The organism is Phocaeicola massiliensis B84634 = Timone 84634 = DSM 17679 = JCM 13223, from assembly GCF_000382445.1.
GTDB lineage: Bacteria > Bacteroidota > Bacteroidia > Bacteroidales > Bacteroidaceae > Phocaeicola > Phocaeicola massiliensis.
Window position 1 is genome coordinate 388,819 of sequence record NZ_KB905473.1, and the last position, 18,053, is coordinate 406,871.

Annotated in this window: 19 protein-coding genes, 1 rRNA gene and 3 other annotated features; of the genes, 18 read left to right on the plus strand and 2 right to left on the minus strand. The window is 42.3% G+C overall.

Annotated elements, in window-relative coordinates; all coding sequences use genetic code 11:
• The first annotated feature begins 42 nt into the window (after nt 1-42).
• Nucleotides 43-211 (plus strand) — a sequence feature (23S ribosomal RNA rRNA prediction is too short).
• 19 nt (nt 212-230) lie between these two features.
• Nucleotides 231-390, plus strand: a sequence feature (23S ribosomal RNA rRNA prediction is too short).
• 19 nt (nt 391-409) lie between these two features.
• Nucleotides 410-653: a sequence feature (23S ribosomal RNA rRNA prediction is too short), on the plus strand.
• Nucleotides 654-744: 91 nt separating this feature from the next.
• From rrf to tsf, 15 genes are all read left to right on the plus strand, one after another.
• Nucleotides 745-855, plus strand: a 5S ribosomal RNA gene (gene rrf / locus HMPREF1534_RS04565).
• 365 nt (nt 856-1,220) lie between these two features.
• The gene (locus HMPREF1534_RS04560; RefSeq protein WP_005942880.1) at nt 1,221-2,063 is read left to right on the plus strand and encodes an ABC transporter ATP-binding protein; all 843 of its coding nucleotides are present in this window, start codon (nt 1,221-1,223) and stop codon (nt 2,061-2,063) included.
• A gap of 15 nt (nt 2,064-2,078) precedes the next feature.
• On the plus strand, nt 2,079-2,981 hold the full coding sequence (locus HMPREF1534_RS04555) for a hypothetical protein (protein WP_005942883.1): 903 nt from the start codon (nt 2,079-2,081) through the stop codon (nt 2,979-2,981).
• Entirely contained in the window at nt 2,978-3,343 is a 366-nt protein-coding gene (locus HMPREF1534_RS04550; protein ID WP_005942886.1) for a GntR family transcriptional regulator, read from the plus strand. The genes HMPREF1534_RS04555 and HMPREF1534_RS04550 overlap by 4 nt, the downstream gene beginning before the upstream one ends.
• Nucleotides 3,344-4,189: 846 nt before the next feature.
• Nucleotides 4,190-5,539 (plus strand): MATE family efflux transporter, encoded by a 1,350-nt coding sequence (locus HMPREF1534_RS04545; protein WP_005942889.1) that lies wholly within the window; start codon nt 4,190-4,192, stop codon nt 5,537-5,539.
• A gap of 94 nt (nt 5,540-5,633) precedes the next feature.
• Nucleotides 5,634-6,980 (plus strand): adenylosuccinate lyase, encoded by a 1,347-nt coding sequence (gene purB, locus HMPREF1534_RS04540; RefSeq protein ID WP_005942891.1) that lies wholly within the window; start codon nt 5,634-5,636, stop codon nt 6,978-6,980.
• Nucleotides 6,981-7,056: 76 nt separating this feature from the next.
• A complete protein-coding gene (locus tag HMPREF1534_RS04535) occupies nt 7,057-8,484 on the plus strand; it encodes a pseudouridine synthase (RefSeq protein ID WP_005942894.1) in 1,428 nt (475 codons plus the stop codon).
• A 31-nt stretch (nt 8,485-8,515) separates the two neighbouring features.
• Nucleotides 8,516-9,919: an asparagine--tRNA ligase gene (gene asnS, locus HMPREF1534_RS04530; RefSeq protein ID WP_005942896.1), complete on the plus strand. Its 1,404-nt coding sequence runs from the start codon at nt 8,516-8,518 to the stop codon at nt 9,917-9,919.
• A 159-nt stretch (nt 9,920-10,078) separates the two neighbouring features.
• Nucleotides 10,079-10,573 carry a DUF4488 domain-containing protein gene (locus HMPREF1534_RS04525; protein ID WP_005942899.1) on the plus strand — a complete coding sequence of 165 codons (495 nt, stop codon included), beginning with the start codon at nt 10,079-10,081 and terminating at the stop codon, nt 10,571-10,573.
• A gap of 173 nt (nt 10,574-10,746) precedes the next feature.
• Nucleotides 10,747-11,322, plus strand: a complete 576-nt coding sequence (locus HMPREF1534_RS04520) for a zeta toxin family protein (RefSeq protein WP_005942901.1) — start codon at nt 10,747-10,749, stop codon at nt 11,320-11,322.
• Nucleotides 11,312-11,539 carry a hypothetical protein gene (locus HMPREF1534_RS04515; RefSeq protein WP_005942904.1) on the plus strand — a complete coding sequence of 76 codons (228 nt, stop codon included), beginning with the start codon at nt 11,312-11,314 and terminating at the stop codon, nt 11,537-11,539. The genes HMPREF1534_RS04520 and HMPREF1534_RS04515 overlap by 11 nt, the downstream gene beginning before the upstream one ends.
• Nucleotides 11,540-11,808: 269 nt before the next feature.
• Nucleotides 11,809-12,270 carry a 50S ribosomal protein L13 gene (gene rplM / locus HMPREF1534_RS04510; protein ID WP_005942907.1) on the plus strand — a complete coding sequence of 154 codons (462 nt, stop codon included), beginning with the start codon at nt 11,809-11,811 and terminating at the stop codon, nt 12,268-12,270.
• A gap of 6 nt (nt 12,271-12,276) precedes the next feature.
• Complete coding sequence (gene rpsI / locus HMPREF1534_RS04505; RefSeq protein ID WP_005942910.1) at nt 12,277-12,663, plus strand: 30S ribosomal protein S9; 387 nt, start codon at nt 12,277-12,279, stop codon at nt 12,661-12,663.
• Nucleotides 12,664-12,796: 133 nt separating this feature from the next.
• Complete coding sequence (rpsB, locus tag HMPREF1534_RS04500; protein ID WP_005942912.1) at nt 12,797-13,639, plus strand: 30S ribosomal protein S2; 843 nt, start codon at nt 12,797-12,799, stop codon at nt 13,637-13,639.
• 123 nt (nt 13,640-13,762) lie between these two features.
• Nucleotides 13,763-14,752 carry a translation elongation factor Ts gene (gene tsf / locus HMPREF1534_RS04495; RefSeq protein ID WP_005942915.1) on the plus strand — a complete coding sequence of 330 codons (990 nt, stop codon included), beginning with the start codon at nt 13,763-13,765 and terminating at the stop codon, nt 14,750-14,752.
• An 82-nt stretch (nt 14,753-14,834) separates the two neighbouring features.
• On the opposite strand, the gene HMPREF1534_RS04490 is transcribed toward tsf, so the two are convergent.
• Nucleotides 14,835-15,173 (minus strand): translation initiation factor, encoded by a 339-nt coding sequence (locus tag HMPREF1534_RS04490; protein WP_018452124.1) that lies wholly within the window; start codon nt 15,171-15,173, stop codon nt 14,835-14,837.
• 117 nt (nt 15,174-15,290) lie between these two features.
• On the opposite strand from HMPREF1534_RS04490, the gene HMPREF1534_RS04485 reads away from it, so the two are divergent.
• From HMPREF1534_RS04485 to ispF, 3 genes are read left to right on the plus strand one after another with little or no spacing between them, the layout of a single operon-like run.
• Nucleotides 15,291-15,941 carry a redox-sensing transcriptional repressor Rex gene (locus HMPREF1534_RS04485; RefSeq protein WP_005942922.1) on the plus strand — a complete coding sequence of 217 codons (651 nt, stop codon included), beginning with the start codon at nt 15,291-15,293 and terminating at the stop codon, nt 15,939-15,941.
• Between the two features lie 6 nt (nt 15,942-15,947).
• On the plus strand, nt 15,948-16,565 hold the full coding sequence (locus HMPREF1534_RS04480; RefSeq protein WP_005942924.1) for a fumarylacetoacetate hydrolase family protein: 618 nt from the start codon (nt 15,948-15,950) through the stop codon (nt 16,563-16,565).
• On the plus strand, nt 16,562-17,038 hold the full coding sequence (gene ispF / locus HMPREF1534_RS04475) for a 2-C-methyl-D-erythritol 2,4-cyclodiphosphate synthase (protein ID WP_005942927.1): 477 nt from the start codon (nt 16,562-16,564) through the stop codon (nt 17,036-17,038). The genes HMPREF1534_RS04480 and ispF overlap by 4 nt, the downstream gene beginning before the upstream one ends.
• Nucleotides 17,039-17,109: 71 nt before the next feature.
• On the opposite strand, the gene HMPREF1534_RS04470 is transcribed toward ispF, so the two are convergent.
• The gene (locus tag HMPREF1534_RS04470) at nt 17,110-18,000 is read right to left on the minus strand and encodes a 1,4-dihydroxy-2-naphthoate polyprenyltransferase (RefSeq protein ID WP_005942930.1); all 891 of its coding nucleotides are present in this window, start codon (nt 17,998-18,000) and stop codon (nt 17,110-17,112) included.
• Between the last annotated feature and the right edge of the window lie 53 nt (nt 18,001-18,053).

The following is an 18,053-nucleotide window of genomic DNA, read 5'->3' on the forward strand; positions in this document are numbered from 1 at the left end:
ATACGAGGACACTGATTGGTGGGTAGTTTGACTGGGGTGGTCGCCTCCAAAAGTGTAACGGAGGCTTCTAAAGGTGCCCTCAGACCGATTGGTAACCGGTCTCAGAGTGTAATGGCATAAGGGCGCTTGACTGGGAGACTAACAAGTCGAGCAGGTAGGAAACTAGAGCATAGTGATCCGGTGTTTCCGCATGGAAGGGACATCGCTCAAAGGATAAAAGGTACTCCGGGGATAACAGGCTGATCCCTCCCAAGAGCTCATATCGACGGAGTGGTTTGGCACCTCGATGTCGGCTCGTCACATCCTGGGGCTGGAGAAGGTCCCAAGGGTTGGGCTGTTCGCCCATTAAAGTGGCACGCGAGCTGGGTTCAGAACGTCGTGAGACAGTTCGGTCTCTATCTATCGTGGGCGTATGAAATTTGCGTGGCTCTGACACTAGTACGAGAGGACCGTGTTGGACAGACCTCTGGTTTACCGGTTGTGCCGCCAGGTGCATTGCCGGGTATCTAAGTCTGGATCGGATAAGTGCTGAAAGCATCTAAGTACGAAGCCGGCCACAAGATTAGATTTCTCAGGGTCGTTGTAGACTACAACGTTGATAGGATGCAGGTGTAAAGATGGAGACATCAAAGCCGAGCATTACTAATTGCCCGTTCACTTTCTTTATATGCCGGATGTTGTATACGTTTAGCGGTTGCTATGAAATGAAATTACGATCACAGCTTATCAATATGTCAACCTTCTTCAGGTGGCTATAGCACAAGGGTTCCACCTCTTCCCATTCCGAACAGAGAAGTTAAGCCTTGTCACGCCGATGGTACTGCGTAACAGTGGGAGAGTAGGTAGCCGCCGTTTTTGATGAAAGCCTCCGAGTCAGTCAAATGATTCGGAGGCTTTTTTTGTGTTTATACTGAGTTCCCGACTTGGAAGGGGTGAAAAAGGCTATTTGACCCAATATTGTTACTCCGCTTGTTTATATCATTGTTCAATGACCTCAAAAGAGGATTCCTTCCGGCTTGTTGTCTTTCTTTTCTCATTTATTTATTCTGGCTTTGAGCGGACAGTGCTGAGTATTGCTCTGTTGATTCGTTTATATAGACTTATGCAGTTAACAGATATTAAATTATCTCTTTCCTTCTTGCTTATTCCAATAATATTCATACATTTGTAGTGTACTAATAAACTAATACACTAAATAATTAATTAAATACATAAACACAATGATGATTGAAGTGAAGAACTTATCTTTCAGTTATGGAAAGAGGAAACAAAAAGTCTTTAATGATTTTTCGCTGACACTGGATAAAGGTTCAGTTTATGGTCTTTTGGGTAAGAATGGTACCGGTAAATCTACTTTGCTCTATTTAATGACTGGGTTACTCCGTCCGCAAGGAGGTAAAGTGCTCTATAAAGGAATAGGCGTTTCGTTGCGTTATCCTTTGACATTGCAGGATATGTTTTTGGTGCCCGAGGAATTTGCATTACCATCCGTCAGCCTGAAACAATATGTAAAGCTGAATGCTCCCTTTTATCCGGCTTTCAGCAATGAACAGCTAAGAGCCTGTCTCCACGACTTTGACATGAATGAGGACATTCATTTGGGGGAATTGTCCATGGGGCAGAAGAAAAAGGCTTTCATGTGTTTCGCGCTGGCCGCCAACACTTCTTTACTGCTCATGGATGAGCCTAGTAACGGACTGGATATTCCTTCCAAAAGTCAGTTCCGCAAGGTGATTGCATCGGGCATGACAGATGACAAATCAGTGATTATTTCTACCCATCAGGTAAGGGATATCGACAGCCTGTTGGACCATGTGGTGATAATCGACGGTACTCATGTGCTGCTGAATGAATCGGTTAAGGACATTTGCGCGAAACTATATTTTGCCGAACAAGGAATGAATGAACCCACAGGAGATGCATTGTATGTGCAGCCTTCGGTTCAGGGAAACAGCGTGATTCTTTCTAATGTTTATAACGAAGAAACCAAGCTGAATCTGGAAGTACTGTTCAATGCTATGTTGGCAGAAAGAGAAAAAATGCAATCAATATTTAACAAGTAAAGACACAGATACATTATGGATACTAATCATTTCTTTAGCTTTTCGCGTATTGCCATGGTCATGAAACGCGAGATTATAGAAAACTGGAAAAAGAACCTTTATGCTTTCATCGGACTTTATGCAGCCTTTGCGCTGGTCGTGGTGGGTAATATGTGGGGAATGAGTATGAATGCTGAAAATGCATTTGCTAGTCCTGATATCTTCTTTGTTAGGTATTGTACGAATATACTGGGGGCTTTTATCTTTATATGTCTGTTGGGCAGTTTGATTTATGCTTCCGGCATTTTAGATAATATGAGAAATAAAGAGATGCGCATATCTTTCTTGATGCTTCCTGCAACAATGTTGGAGAAGTATGTGGCACGCTTCCTGATGGCTACGCTGGGATTTATAATAGCTGCCATTGTTGGAATGCTTTTGGCAGAGGTTACTCGTTATATTCTGCTTCCTTTGTTTGACTTGCCTGATGTGTTTCATAGCTCCGCATTGTTTAAAGTATTTTCTATGCTTACTATAGATGGTGAGCAGGCATTTAGAGGTTCCTATGCATTTAATATGGAGTATATGCCTTGGTTGGGTGAGGCTTGTGGATGGAGCTTTTTGATTTGGTCACACTCACTCTATGTTTTAGGAGGAAGTTTTTGGTACAAGAGAGCTTTTCTCAAGACTTTGGGGACACTGATTGTGATTTCTATCCTTGGCTCTATTATCACGGTACAGATTGTGGAGTGGATAGGAGAAGAAGGCATGATGGGTCTTCACGACTGGTTGGAAGAAAACTTCCGGTGGATGACGCTGAACAAACTGCTTTCATTTGGCGGTGCTTTCTTTAGTGCCTTCACAATGTTCAACTGGTGGTTGGGCTATAAGCTCTTTACCCGTTCGCAAGTTATTAAACCTAAATTTCGTTTGCTATGAAATTTAAAGAAAGTAAATCTATTTATTTGCAGATAGCCGACCGGATATGTGACGAGATTCTGCAAGGGCAATATCCCGAAGAAGAGCGAATCCCTTCGGTCAGGGAATATGCCGGCACAGTGGAAGTGAATGCCAATACGGTAGTCCGCACTTATGATTATTTGCAAGGGTTGGAAATCATATACAATAAACGCGGTATTGGCTATTTTGTATCGACAGGAGCTAAAGAGCGAATTATCACTCTTCGCAAAGATACCTTCTTGCATGAGGACTTACCGGAGTTTTTCAGACAACTGAAGACATTGGAGATTTCCATGGATGAGATAGACAAGATGTATAAAAAATATTTGGAACAACAATAGTAACACAAACACATTTTTCAGTGGGGTATCAAAACTCAGATGGTCTATCAAACCATCAACTGTAGGGGCAGGGTTTGCCTGCCCGAATACGCAAACAAGCTATTTGGGGAGAGCAATCTCGCCCCTACTAATAAAATGACAGCATAATCAACGTTTAGAAACAGTTCAATTATTTATTTTGATTGATAGTATAATGTATATAAAAAGACTACAGCGATAATCCATATTATCAGCATGGCTATAAAACATATTTTTATCCATTGGTAAAATTTCCTTAAACTGCTTTCATGGGAAGTCTTCTTTTTATATTTCTGCCATGCTGTAATATTATGCCTAAAATAGGGCACATGAATGTAAGTAGAATAGACAGAAGTAATATAGTCTTTATATGTTTATTTATGTGGCTTTAGAATGCGCAACTAATAGCGCTTGTTAGTGCACCTGTAACCGTACAAGCTCCAAAGAATAGATCACCGACATCACATAATATAGGATGATTGTTCTTATAATAATCTTTGTGTAAAATTAGCTTGCTTCTGTATTTGAATGTTATTAGAACCAAACTTACTTTACGTGATTAAGGATGGGGTTAGTTAGTATGCTATGTGATTCGATATCTATGATTTAAGAGCATAGGACTTTTATGCTCTGAAGAAGCGTATCAAAATGAATATGCGGCTGTGGATAGGAGTTCATTAATCTTTGTTGATATTATTAGGTACGGAAAGTGATTTTATCAAAACCTTTTGTTGAATGATTGTCTGAATTTCTTTATTTCTTGATATAAGTCAAACAGTTACCATCCGAAAACTCAGTAACTTTGCACCTCAAAAAACAGGGTAACAAGTGAATGAAATAAAAGAACCGAGAAGTGTACGCCGGAATTTGTCTAAACTGGTCGTACCTATCTTTATAGAAACTTTATTGATTATGATGCTGGGGGCAGTTGACACTATCATGCTGAGCCAGTATTCAGACAATGCAGTTGCCGCCGTCGGAGTGGTGAACCAGTTGATTATGTTTGCCTTTCTTATCTTTGAGGTGATAAACCTGGGTACCTCTGTACTTTGTTCGCAATATTTGGGGGCAAAGAAACAGAAGAATGTGGTTCAGGTGGTAGGCGTGGCTATTCTGCTCAATCTTGTGCTCGGATTAGTGGTAAGTGCTATTTTGCATTATGGTGCGCCGTTGTTATTGACACTGATGGGACTGCGTCCTGAATTGATGGTCTATGGAGTGGGGTATATGGAGATAGTGGGGGCGTTCGCCTTCTTTCAGGCACTTTCACTGACGGTTTCTGCGTCTTTGCGTAGTGCTAACAAGGCTGTCTATCCTATGATGGTCATTGTGGTGGTGAATATCCTGAATATCATAGGTAATTACTCCTTAATCTTCGGTAAGTTCGGCATGCCGGCATTGGGGGTGGAAGGAGCGGCTATTTCGACGGCTTTTGCCAGAGGAGTGTCGATGATTATCCTTTTTATTATTCTGTTTCGTAAATATATACCCAAGTTCCCGATTGACTACTTCCGACCTTTTCCCTTTGTGGAACTGAAGAATCTGTTGAAAATCGGTCTTCCGTCGGCAGGGGAGAACATGTCTTATAGCTTATCGCAGGTGTTACTGACTTATTTTATCAATATGCTTGGAAATGAAGCTCTTACTACGCGAACATACGTGGTTAATATGGTGATGTTTGTCTATCTGTTTGCGATAGCCATGGCACAAGGCGGGGCTATCTGCATCGGGCATTTGGTGGGGGAGAAGAAAATAAGAGCTGCCTATTTGTTGGGCAAGTATGTAATGCGTATTTCTATTTTAGTGTCGCTGGTACTTTCCTGTATTTGGGCTTTGATGGGGCACACGCTCTTTAGTTGGTTGACAGACAATGCGGAGATTGTCCGTTTGGGTACTGTCATCCTTTTTGTCGATGTGATACTTGAAGTGGGGCGTGCCATTAACATTTATGCCACCAATGCCCTTCGTGCAACCGGAGATGTGAACTATCCTTTTTATGTAGGGGTAGTTGTACAATGGAGCATAGCAGTAGGCTGCGGCTATCTGTTCGGGCTCTATTGGGGGTGGGGACTGGTCGGTATGTGGTGTGCTTTCTTGCTGGACGAGAACATTCGCGGCATCATTTTTGTGCGGCGTTGGAATAGTATGAAGTGGGCAAAGAAAGGATTTGTGAAATAATAAATGTGATTTTCGCAAACTTTATAGTGATTGAGGCGGTTAAACTCAATAAAAAGAATTAATTTTGCAATCTGATAATTATCTAAAATACATTATGGAGCTCGATTTACTCACGGCAATATCACCTATTGACGGTCGATACAGAGGAAAAGCGGGAGCTTTGGCCTCTTATTTTTCTGAATTTGCACTCATTAAGTACCGTGTGCAGGTAGAAATAGAATATTTCATCACTTTATGTGAGCTACCGTTACCGCAGCTGACAAGCTTTGATCATGCACGTTTTGCATCGCTTCGTGCTATCTACCAAAACTTCTCGGAAGCCGATGCCGGACGCATTAAGGAAATAGAGAGTGTTACAAACCACGACGTTAAAGCTGTAGAATATTTCATTAAGGAACAATTTGATAAGTTGGGCGGAATGGAAGAATACAAGGAGTTTATCCACTTCGGCCTTACTTCTCAGGACATTAATAATACGTCAGTGCCTTTGTCTGTCAAAGAAGCGCTGGAACAAGTATATTATCCGCAGATTGAAGAACTGATTGCGCAGCTGACTGCTTACGCAGAAGAATGGGCGAATATCCCGATGTTGGCAAAGACTCACGGACAGCCTGCGTCTCCCACTCGTTTGGGCAAGGAAATCATGGTGTTCGTTTATCGCCTTAACCGTCAGTTGGCTGTGCTGAAGGCTTGTCCCATTACTGCTAAATTTGGTGGAGCCACAGGTAATTATAATGCGCATCATGTGGCATATCCGCAATATGACTGGAAAGCATTCGGCAATAAGTTTGTGGCAGAGAAACTCGGTCTGGAACGCGAGGAATATACCACTCAGATTTCAAACTATGACAATCTGGGAGCTATCTTTGATGCCATGAAACGCATTAATACCATAATGATTGACATGAACCGCGATTTCTGGCAGTATATCTCTATGGAATATTTTAAGCAGAAAATCAAGGCGGGTGAAGTCGGTTCGAGTGCCATGCCGCACAAAGTGAACCCTATCGACTTTGAAAATGCGGAAGGAAACTTGGGAATGGCCAATGCTATATTGGAGCACCTTTCTTCTAAACTGCCGGTTTCGCGCTTGCAGCGTGACTTGACAGATTCTACAGTGTTGCGCAATGTAGGTGTACCTTTCGGACATATCATCATTGCCATTCAAAGTTCATTGAAGGGATTGCGTAAGCTGTTGCTGAATGAACATAAGATTTATGAGGATTTGGATAACTGCTGGAGTGTAGTGGCAGAAGCTATTCAAACCATTCTTCGCCGGGAGGCTTATCCGCACCCGTATGAGGCACTGAAAGCGTTAACACGTACTAATCAGGCTATTACCGAATCGTCTATCAAAGAATTTATCGAGACATTAAATGTCGGTGAAGAAATAAAAAAAGAGCTGCGTGAGATTACGCCGCACAACTATACAGGCATTTAAAATGTTATTTATTTAAAGTAAAAAAAGAAACAGAGCCCGAGAGGGCGTTATACATTAATTTAATTAAAGAGAAATCATGAGTACAGAAAATGAAAACAGACAAGAAGGTTCTGTAAACGAAGAAAACCAGAATGTCAGCCGTGATGGTGGTTATAAGTCTTATAACAGAGACAATAATTACAACAGATACAACAACGACGGCGAACAGCGTCAGTATCGTCCCCGCACTAACTATAACCGTGAGGGAGGAGAACGCCCTTATCGCTCTTCGTATAATAATGGTGAGCGTCCTTCTTACAATCGTTATAATAATGGCGAACGTCCGCAACGTCCCCGTTTCAATTCTAACAGTGAAGAAGGTGGTGAACGCCAGTATCGTCCTCGTACTAATTATAATCGTGAAGGGGGAGAACAGCGTCAGTATCGTCCTCGTACCAACTATAACCGCGAAGGTGGTGAGCAGCGTCCTTACTCTCCGCGTCCGCGTACCAATTATAATCGTGAAAGTGGTGAACAGCGTCCGTATACTCCGCGTCCCCGTTTCAATAGCGGTGAAGGTGGTGAACAGCGTCCTTACTCTCCGCGTCCTCGCGTAGGAGGTTATAATCAAGGAGGTGGATATAACCGTGAGGGCGGCGACCGTCCTTATCGTCCGCGTACCGGGGGGTATAACCAAGGTGGAGGATACAACCGTCCTTACCGTCCGCGTACCAGTGATTATAATCCGAATGCTAAATATAGCTTGAAAAAGCAGATAGAATATAAGGATATACTGACTGATCCGAACGAACCGATTCGTTTGAATAAATTCCTGGCAAATGCAGGTGTTTGTTCTCGTCGCGAAGCTGATGAATTCATCACTGCGGGAGTGGTAAGCGTAAATGGTGTAATAGTAACAGAATTGGGTACTAAAATCAAGCGTACAGACGAAGTGAAGTTCCACGATGAACCGGTGAGCATTGAACGTAAAGCTTATGTTTTGCTGAACAAACCGAAAGATTGCGTGACTACTTCCGATGATCCTCAGGAACGTAAGACAGTGATGGATTTTGTGAAGGGTGCTTGTAAGGAGCGTATCTATCCTGTAGGTCGTCTGGACCGTAACACTACCGGTGTTCTGCTATTGACCAATGACGGTGATTTGGCTTCAAAACTGACTCATCCGAAATACTTGAAGAAGAAGATTTATCATGTATATTGTGATAAGAATGTAGCTAAGGCAGATCTCGATCAAATTGCAGCCGGTATTACTTTGGATGACGGTGATATTCATGCAGATGCCATCAGTTATGCATCGGATACAGACAAGTCGCAGGTAGGTATTGAAATCCACTCCGGAAAGAACCGTATCGTGCGCCGTATTTTTGAATCACTGGGTTATAAGGTTGTGAAACTGGACCGTGTATATTTTGCGGGTCTAACCAAGAAAGGGCTTCGTCGCGGTGACTGGCGTTACCTGACAGAACAGGAAGTGAATATGCTTCGTATGGGCTCATTCGAATAATCAAGTAAAATAATAATTAAGAGACAAAACAATGGAAAAAATTAGTAGAACAAAGGTAGTTGACCTGTTGAAGCGTCGTGATTTTGGCGCAATGGTCAATGTAAAAGGTTGGGTTCGTACCCGCCGTGGTAGCAAACAGGTAAATTTTATCGCCCTGAATGACGGTTCTACAATAAATAATGTGCAGATAGTAGTTGATTTGTCAAATTTCGATGAAGAAATATTGAAACTCATCACTACAGGTGCATGTATCAGTGTGAATGGTGAACTGACCGAATCTATCGGTTCCGGTCAGGCTGCCGAGATTCAGGCACGTGAAATAGAGGTGCTGGGTGCTTGCGATAACACCTATCCGTTGCAGAAAAAAGGTCATACGATGGAATTCCTTCGTGAGATTGCTCACTTGCGTCCGCGTACCAATACTTTCGGCGCAGTGTTCCGCATTCGTCACAATATGGCAATTGCTATCCATAAGTTTTTTCATGAACGTGGCTTTTTCTACTTCCATACTCCTATTATTACAGCATCAGACTGTGAAGGAGCCGGTCAGATGTTCCAGGTTACTACCAAGAATCTCTATGACTTGAAGAAGGATGAAAACGGCTCTATTATTTATGATGATGATTTCTTTGGCAAACAGGCAAGTCTGACTGTTTCCGGTCAGTTGGAAGGTGAGCTGGCTGCTACGGCATTGGGCGCTATTTATACCTTCGGTCCGACTTTCCGTGCTGAAAATTCGAATACTCCGCGTCACTTGGCAGAGTTCTGGATGATTGAGCCGGAAGTTGCTTTTAATGATATCATCGACAACATGGATTTGGCTGAAGATTTCATTAAATACTGTGTTCGGTGGGCATTGGATAATTGCTATGACGATGTGAAGTTCTTGAATGATATGTTCGATAAGGGCTTGATAGAGCGTTTGCAGGGCGTATTGAAAGAAACTTTCGTTCGTTTGCCTTATACAGAAGGTATCAAGATCTTGGAAGAAGCGGTAGCGAAAGGGCATAAGTTTGAATTCCCGGTTTATTGGGGGGTAGACTTGGCGTCAGAGCACGAACGCTTCTTGGTGGAAGAACACTTCAAACGTCCGGTTATTCTGACTGACTATCCGAAAGAAATCAAGGCATTCTATATGAAGCAGAATGAAGATGGAAAGACCGTTCGCGCCATGGATGTATTGTTCCCGAAGATTGGTGAAATCATTGGTGGTTCCGAACGTGAAGCAGACTATGATAAACTGATGACCCGCATTCAGGAATTGAACATTCCGATGAAAGATATGTGGTGGTATCTGGATACGCGTAAGTTTGGTTCATGTCCTCACTCCGGTTTCGGACTCGGATTCGAGCGTCTGCTATTGTTTGTAACAGGCATGACCAATATCCGCGACGTGATTCCGTTCCCGCGTACTCCGCGCAATGCTGAATTCTAAAAGATATAAATAATGATGGAAATCCTGCCCTATAACATAGAGCAGGATTTTTTTTGCATTTACCTGTAAAAAAGTTATTTAAAAACGTGGATATATGAAAATTATTTCTAATTTTGTGTATCCACATTACGCAATTTGTTAACTAAATATTATACGACTATGAAACGACATTCTTTATTTTTACTGCTGATAGCATTTATGCTGATCGGTACTTCTCGTGTAATGGGACAAAATAAATCTGCTGTTGCCCCTGCTGATTTAAAAGGTATTTGGCAGATGTGTTTTTATGTATCCGGCGTTCCGAATACTCCCGGAGAGTTAAAGCCGAGTAATTCATTCAAAATCTTGTCTGATGATGGAAAGTTTACCAATATGACGGTAATTCCTAACCATGGAGCTATTATTATTGGTGCGGGTACCTATAAACAGACCGCAGAGAATGCATATACAGAGCATGTAGAGAAGAATCTGCATTTACCTCAATTGGTGGGTTCAGACAATATCTTGGAGTTCGAGATGAAAGGTGGTGATGTAATGGTATTGAAGTTCTTTGTGAAAACAGATAAGGACGGCAATGATATCAATTCATGGTATTATGAAACTTGGAAACGGGTGAAGATGCCGGCTGCTTATCCAAAAGATTTGGTAAGATAATAAGTAGTTGGAAAAATACAATATAAGGCGGGCGAGAGTCCGCCTTATATTGTATTTTGCACAATTCTTCAAAAAATGTGCTATTCTTCATCACTTTTATGGCTTTGGAAGAACAAAGATTAGAAATAATCGTTAACTTTGTCACCAATAACATAAAATAGAAAAGGAGATTAATGTCTAAGCTTTATATAATAGCAGGTTGCAATGGGGCCGGAAAAACGACGGCATCCTACACAGTGCTTCCCGAAATATTGGACTGTCGCGAGTTTGTCAATGCCGACGAAATCGCAAAAGGTCTTTCTCCTTTTAATCCCTCAAGTGTAGCCATTGAAGCCGGCCGGCTAATGCTTAAGCGCATTGGCGAATTGCTTTCTGCCGGAGTCAGCTTTTCTGTTGAAACAACGCTCTCTACCCGTTCTTATATTAATCTCATTCATCAGGCGCAAAGTCAGGGCTATAGTGTCAGTCTGATTTATTTTTGGTTGAACTCACCTGAATTGGCTATTGAACGGGTAAAGCAACGTGTTGCCAATGGAGGGCATGATGTGCCGGCGCCTATCATTCGTCGTCGTTACCGTGCGGGATTGGATAACTTCTTCCATATTTATATGTCATGTGTGGACTATTGGATGCTGGCAGACAATAGCTCTACACCGCGTGTTATTGTGGCTGATGCTTTTCGTTTGCGGGAAGAGCCACATATTTATAATCATGAACTCTTTAATAAAATCAGAAGTTATGTCAACTGAAGAAGAATATAAGGAACTGAGCGAGAAATTGCGTTATGGTTTGGAACTGGCCGAACAGCGATTAATAGAAGAAACAGCTCGTCGTGAAGGGACGTTGTGTTATGGTCGTCCTGATGGAAAAGTGGTGCGGGTATCTGCAACGGAACTTTTGAAGCTTCGCCAGTCTGCCGGATATGCTTGTCCGGTTGGTGAATCCGAATCGGGCTGGAGACATTAAAAGAATATTTTAAATAAAAATAAATTGGGGAGATGGATTAATCTTCCCTTTTTTGCTGCCGTATGTAAGCTCTCTCCCTGAAAATCAACCAAAAAAATGCTTAATTTGTTTGCCAGTTCGAAGAAAAGCCGTACCTTTGCAAGCCGATTATTATCAAAAGTTTATAAAGAATTAATTCTTAGCGTATTAATAGTTCTTTGTCCGGGAACGGTTAGAGACGCTGGGAAGAAATTGTTTTTTAGTAGTTAACATTTAAAAAGATTTTAAGAGTGGACACTTTAAGTTACAAGACCATTTCTGCAAACAAAGAAACAGCTCAAAAAGAATGGGTTGTTATCGACGCTACCGATCAGGTCGTAGGCCGTCTCGGTTCGAAAGTTGCGAAACTGTTGAGAGGAAAGTACAAAGCTAGCTTTACCCCTCATGTTGACTGTGGTGATAATGTGATTATCATTAACGCAGACAAAGTTAAATTTACCGGAAACAAGTGGAACGATAAAGTTTACTTGAGCTATACAGGTTATCCCGGTGGTCAGAGAGAAATTACTCCTGCCGCATTGATGAAGAAACCTAACGGTGAAGAAAAACTGTTGAAGAGAGTAGTAAAAGGTATGCTTCCCAAAAACCGTCTGGGAGCTAAATTGCTGGGCAACTTGTATGTTTACGCCGGAAGCGAACACAAGCATGAAGCTCAGAGCCCGAAAACAATTGATATAAATTCACTTAAATAATAAAGAATGGAAGTAGTAAATGCATTAGGCAGACGTAAACGCGCAATCGCACGCGTATTCGTAAGCGAAGGTACTGGAAAGATTACTATTAACAAGAGAGACCTTGCAGAGTACTTTCCATCAACTATTCTTCAGTATGTTGTAAAACAGCCTCTGACTAAGGTCGAAGCTGCTGAAAAATATGATATTAAAGTAAATCTTTGTGGTGGTGGTTTCACCGGTCAGTCACAGGCTCTGCGTTTAGCTATCGCTCGTGCTTTGGTGAAAATCAATCCTGAAGATAAGAAAGCGCTCCGTGCAGAAGGCTTCATGACACGTGATCCCCGTTCTGTTGAACGTAAGAAACCGGGTCAACCGAAAGCACGTCGCAGATTCCAGTTCAGTAAACGTTAATATCCGGTTTTACTTAGAACTGGTTAAGAAGCGTTTAGTATCTAAACTGCCGGGACTCTACTTTGTAGCAGACTACCCGATGGTTGGTTGAGATAAACAAAAAAGAAAGTAAACGATTTTAAAGAATAACAAAATGTCTAGAACTAATTTCGATACATTATTGGAAGCCGGTTGCCACTTCGGACACCTTAAGAGAAAGTGGAATCCTGCAATGGCTCCTTATATTTTCATGGAACGCAATGGTATTCATATCATTGACCTCCACAAAACAGTTGCTAAAGTAGATGAAGCTGCTGATGCACTGAAGCAAATTGCAAAATCAGGAAAGAAAGTCCTGTTCGTTGCTACTAAGAAACAAGCTAAGCAGGTAGTGGCTGAGAAAGCTGCTTCTGTAAATATGCCTTATGTAATCGAGCGCTGGCCGGGTGGTATGTTGACCAACTTCCCGACTATCCGTAAGGCTGTGAAGAAAATGGCTACTATCGATAAGTTGACTAACGATGGTACCTATTCAAATCTTTCAAAGAGAGAAGTTTTGCAGATTTCGCGTCAGCGTGCTAAACTGGAAAAGAACTTAGGTTCTATTTCTGATCTTACTCGTCTGCCGTCTGCATTGTTCGTTATCGATGTTTTGAAAGAAAATATTGCAATCCGCGAAGCTAACCGTTTGGGTATTCCTGTATTTGCTATCGTTGATACAAACTCAGATCCTTCAAATGTAGATTTCGTAATCCCTGCTAATGATGATGCTACTAAGTCTATCGAAGTTATCTTGGATGCTTGTTGCGCTGCTATGGCAGAAGGATTGGAAGAAAGAAAAGCAGAAAAGGTAGATATGGAAGCTGCCGGTGAAAACGCTCCTAAGGGTGGTGCCGGTAAGAAGAAAGCTACTAAAGCTCGCATGGACAAAGCCGAAGAAGAAGCTATCAACGCTGCTAAGGCTGCCGCTTTCATGAAAGACGAAGAAGAAGCTTAATATACTATAGTTGAGAGTTGAGAGTTGAAAGTTGAGAGTTACGATATGCAATTCTCAACTCTCTGTTCTCAACTCTCAACTGCTTTTAAAGATATTATTAACAAATTAAAATAAAGGAATATTATGGCTGTAACTATGGCTGAAATTACCAAGCTTCGTAAAATTAGTGGAGCTGGTATGATGGACTGCAAAAACGCTTTGACTGAAGCTAATGGCGATATCGATAAAGCAATGGAAATTATCCGTAAAAAAGGACAGGCTGTTGCTGCAAAACGTTCTGACCGTGAAGCATCAGAAGGTTGTGTATTGGCTAAATCAACAGGTCAATTCGCTGCAATCATTGCATTGAAGTGCGAAACAGACTTTGTTGCCAAGAATGCTGATTTCGTTGCTTTGACTCAGGCTATTCTGGACGCTGCTGTGGCCAACAAATGTAAGACTTTGGATGAAGTAAAGGCATTGCCGTTGGGCAACGGTACTGTACAGGATGCTGTAACTGACCGTAGCGGTATTACCGGTGAAAAGATGGAGTTGGACGGCTACAATGTAGTTGAAGGAGCTTATACTTCTATCTATAACCACCAAGGAAACAACCAGCTTTGTACTATCGTGGCTATGAATAAGGAAGCAGAAGCAGCTGCTCACGGAGTAGCTATGCAGATTGCAGCTATGAACCCTATTGCAATTGACGAAGCAGGTGTTCCCGAATCAGTGAAGGAAGCTGAAATTCAGGTTGCCATCGATAAGACTAAGAAAGAACAAGTGGACAAGGCTGTTGAAGCTGCTTTGAAGAAAGCCGGTATCAACCCTGCGCATGTAGACAGTGAAGAACACATGGAAAGCAATAAGGCTAAGGGATGGATTACCGATGAAGACATTGCTAAGGCTAAGGAAATCATTGCCACTGTTTCTGCAGAGAAATCTGCTAACTTACCCGAAGCTATGATTCAGAACATTGCTAAAGGTCGTTTGGGCAAGTTCTTGAAAGAAGTTTGCTTGTTGAACCAGGAAGACATTATGGACGGCAAGAAAACTGTAAGAGAAGTGCTGAAAGAAATCGATCCTGAATTGCAGATCGTTGCTTTCAAACGTTTCACTTTGCGTGCTGAATAATATTCATGAGAAAGCCCTTGGCGCAGTTCTCTGTTACGAGGGTTATATGGTAGGAAAGAGGGTGCGCACCCTCTTTCCTTTTTTATTTTGTCTGTGTATATCCTTCTGCTTTCAGCAGCTCGATAATCCGCTGTTTGAACTCTCCTTGAATGATGATTTCTCCATCTTTCACAGAACCTCCCACACCACATTTGGTCTTGAGCAACTTGCCCAATTCTTTCAGGTCATTTTCAGTCCCTATAAATCCATTGACAAGGGTAACAGTTTTGCCTCCCCGGCCTTTCTTCTCGATGCTGACACGCAATTTCTGCTGCTTCTTATCCGGAGTGGCTGTCTCTTCTTCTTCACCGTGCTCATAGTTGAAATCAGGATTTGTTGAATACACCACATTCAGACGCTCTTTCCAATCGTTATTTTTCATGTGAATTTTGCTTAAATGAGTGGTCAAAGATACTACATTTTTTATTCTCAAAAGGCAGTGGTAACAAATAAAAGTGTACTTTTGCACATTACCTAATGATAATGCCAATAGAAACAGATGGATATACGTATGCATAAATTCTCAGATAAAGTGCCTGAGCCTACTTTGCGCAGACTTCCTTGGTATCTTTCTAATGTCAAGCTGATGAAAGAGAGAGGAGAAACGTATGTGTCTTCTACCCAGATATCCAAGCAGATTAATATAGATGCGTCTCAGATAGCGAAAGATCTTTCGTATGTCAATATATCCGGCCGTACTCGTGTGGGCTATGAAATAGATGCTCTGATAGAAGTGTTGGAACGTTTTTTGGGCTTTACGCACATGCATAAAGCATTTTTGTTCGGGGTAGGTAGCCTGGGAGGAGCGTTGCTGCGCGATTCGGGTCTTCACCATTTCGGGTTGGAGATAGCAGGTGCTTTTGATGTGAACCCTGACATTGTGGGAACTGAAATTAATGGTATCCCTATTTATCATTCCGATGACTTTGAACAGATGATGAAAAAATATAATGTCAATATAGGAGTTCTGACTGTACCTATCAATATAGCACAGGAGATAACGGATAAGATGGTATCGGGCGGAATTAAAGCTGTTTGGAATTTTACTCCGTTCCGTATTCGTGTTCCCGAAGATATTGTAGTGCAGAATACTTCACTGTATGCTCATCTGGCTGTGATGTTTAACCGTTTAAATGTAAATCAGGACTAAAATTATATGAAGATATTAGCCGTAGGTATGAATTATGTGGCTCATTGCCAAGAGTTGCATGCCAATGAAAACTTACCGAAGGAACCGGTCATTTTTATGAAGCCCGATTCTGCGTTGCTTAAAGACAGCAAGCCTTTTTTTATCCCGGATTTCTCTCGGCAGGTAGATTATGAAACAGAACTGGTGGTTCGTATCAACCGTTTGGGAAAAAACATAGCCGAACGATTTGCGCATCGTTATTATGATGCGGTGACGGTGGGGATTGACTTTACGGCACGTGACCTTCAGCGTCGGTTTCGCGAAGAGGGAAAACCGTGGGAGTTATGCAAGGGCTTTGATAATTCGGCTGTTATCGGAGATTTTGTATCGGTGAATAAGTTCAAGGATATTCAGAATTTGAAGTTCCATTTGGACATTGACGGCAATACGGTGCAGCAGGGTAATACGGCAGATATGCTTTTTAAGGTGGACGAAATCATTGCGTACGTCAGCCGTTTCTTCACATTAAAGATAGGAGACCTGTTGTTTACCGGTACACCGGTAGGAGTAGGACCGGTCAGTGTCGGCCAGCATTTACAAGGTTATCTGGAAGAAGAAAAACTATTAGATTTCTATGTAAGATGAAAATAAGAGTAGGATTTGGATTTGACGTACATCAGTTGGTGCCGGGGCGTGAACTGTGGCTGGGAGGGATAAAGTTTGAACATGAATTGGGGCTATTGGGCCATTCGGATGCCGACGTACTGATTCATGCCATTTGCGATGCTTTGCTTGGAGCTGCCAACATGCGTGATATCGGCTATCATTTTCCCGATACGGCAGGTGAGTTTAAGAATATAGATAGTAAGATTCTGTTGGCCAAAACAGTTGATCTGATTGCAACCAAAGGCTATAAGGTGGGCAATATAGATGCGACAGTCTGTGCCGAACGCCCGAAACTGAAAGCACGTATACCCGAGATGCAGGAAGTCTTGGCCCATCTGATGAAAATAGAACTCGATGATGTCTCCATCAAGGCGACTACCACGGAGAAGCTGGGCTTTACGGGACGTGAAGAGGGTATTTCGGCGTATGCCACTGTATTGATAGAAGGGTAATTTTACACGTACGTATGAGCCTATACTGACGTACGTGTGAGGCGATGCATACTAACGTGTTTTTCTCCATCTCATAAAATCAATCCCAAGGTCAGTAATATCCCGAATAACAGCATGTTGCGCGAGGTTTCTCCCAATATGATGTTCAGCTCCTTGCCTTTGTTGATTTTCACCATTCGTTGCCAAGTCAGGAAATGGGGAAGAATATAGATTTGTGGTAGTATTGCTGCCCATATATGTCCGCTGACGGCAAACAAGAGGCATAACCATGCGGCTGCCAATCCTAAAAACAGATAAAGCATACGCCCTGTTGCCGCACCCCATCTTACGACCAGTGTTTTCTTGCCGCTTAACGCATCCTGTTCCCGGTCGCGATAATTGTTTACCATTAACAAGGTGTCGATAATCATGCCACATACCACAGAGGCGATAGTGACATTCCATGTCCAGTCATGGCACATCACATAATAGGTACATCCCACGGGCACAAAACCGAAGAAGATGATGACCAGTACGTCTCCCCAGCCATGATAAGCCAAAGGATAGGGACCGGCAGTATATAAAAAAGCAAACAGAATACACAGCAGTCCGACCGGAATCATCTCTGCTCCACTGTAAAAAAGCAGAAGGGTTCCAACCACACAGGCCAACATGGTGGTCAGGGCGATACCCCGTTTCATGGCTTCCAATGTAATCCATCCTTGTGCACATGCCCGTTCGGGACCCAACCGGTCTTCGCGGTCACTTCCTTTCAGGTAGTCAAAAAAATCATTGATAAAGTTGGCATCTATCTGCATCAGAAAAGCAAAAAGAAAACAGAGTATGGCGGGTACGATTTGAAACCATCCGTCTGCTGCTGCCAAGGCACATCCCAGCATGACGGGAACAGCGGCACCTGCCAATGTCTTGGGGCGTGCAGCCAATAGCCATGCCTTTATAGAATTTGTTTTAACAGTTTCCATCCATTTCATATTAAAGATGTGCAAAGATAAACAATTAATTCTCTATCTTTACT

Bases quoted from the DNA above. Each gene is read 5' to 3' on its own strand.
- HMPREF1534_RS04555 (WP_005942883.1), top strand. From the start codon at position 2,079: ATGGATACTAATCATTTCTTTAGCTTTTCGCGTATTGCCATGGTCATG.
- HMPREF1534_RS04550 (WP_005942886.1), top strand. From the start codon at position 2,978: ATGAAATTTAAAGAAAGTAAATCTATTTATTTGCAGATAGCCGACCGG.
- HMPREF1534_RS04470 (WP_005942930.1), bottom strand. From the start codon at position 18,000: ATGGAAACTGTTAAAACAAATTCTATAAAGGCATGGCTATTGGCTGCA.
- HMPREF1534_RS04485 (WP_005942922.1), top strand. From the start codon at position 15,291: ATGGATATACGTATGCATAAATTCTCAGATAAAGTGCCTGAGCCTACT.
- HMPREF1534_RS04525 (WP_005942899.1), top strand. From the start codon at position 10,079: ATGAAACGACATTCTTTATTTTTACTGCTGATAGCATTTATGCTGATC.
- rpsI (WP_005942910.1), top strand. From the start codon at position 12,277: ATGGAAGTAGTAAATGCATTAGGCAGACGTAAACGCGCAATCGCACGC.
- HMPREF1534_RS04480 (WP_005942924.1), top strand. From the start codon at position 15,948: ATGAAGATATTAGCCGTAGGTATGAATTATGTGGCTCATTGCCAAGAG.
- rpsB (WP_005942912.1), top strand. From the start codon at position 12,797: ATGTCTAGAACTAATTTCGATACATTATTGGAAGCCGGTTGCCACTTC.
- HMPREF1534_RS04520 (WP_005942901.1), top strand. From the start codon at position 10,747: ATGTCTAAGCTTTATATAATAGCAGGTTGCAATGGGGCCGGAAAAACG.
- HMPREF1534_RS04560 (WP_005942880.1), top strand. From the start codon at position 1,221: ATGATGATTGAAGTGAAGAACTTATCTTTCAGTTATGGAAAGAGGAAA.
- HMPREF1534_RS04535 (WP_005942894.1), top strand. From the start codon at position 7,057: ATGAGTACAGAAAATGAAAACAGACAAGAAGGTTCTGTAAACGAAGAA.
- ispF (WP_005942927.1), top strand. From the start codon at position 16,562: ATGAAAATAAGAGTAGGATTTGGATTTGACGTACATCAGTTGGTGCCG.
- HMPREF1534_RS04515 (WP_005942904.1), top strand. From the start codon at position 11,312: ATGTCAACTGAAGAAGAATATAAGGAACTGAGCGAGAAATTGCGTTAT.
- purB (WP_005942891.1), top strand. From the start codon at position 5,634: ATGGAGCTCGATTTACTCACGGCAATATCACCTATTGACGGTCGATAC.
- asnS (WP_005942896.1), top strand. From the start codon at position 8,516: ATGGAAAAAATTAGTAGAACAAAGGTAGTTGACCTGTTGAAGCGTCGT.
- HMPREF1534_RS04490 (WP_018452124.1), bottom strand. From the start codon at position 15,173: ATGAAAAATAACGATTGGAAAGAGCGTCTGAATGTGGTGTATTCAACA.
- tsf (WP_005942915.1), top strand. From the start codon at position 13,763: ATGGCTGTAACTATGGCTGAAATTACCAAGCTTCGTAAAATTAGTGGA.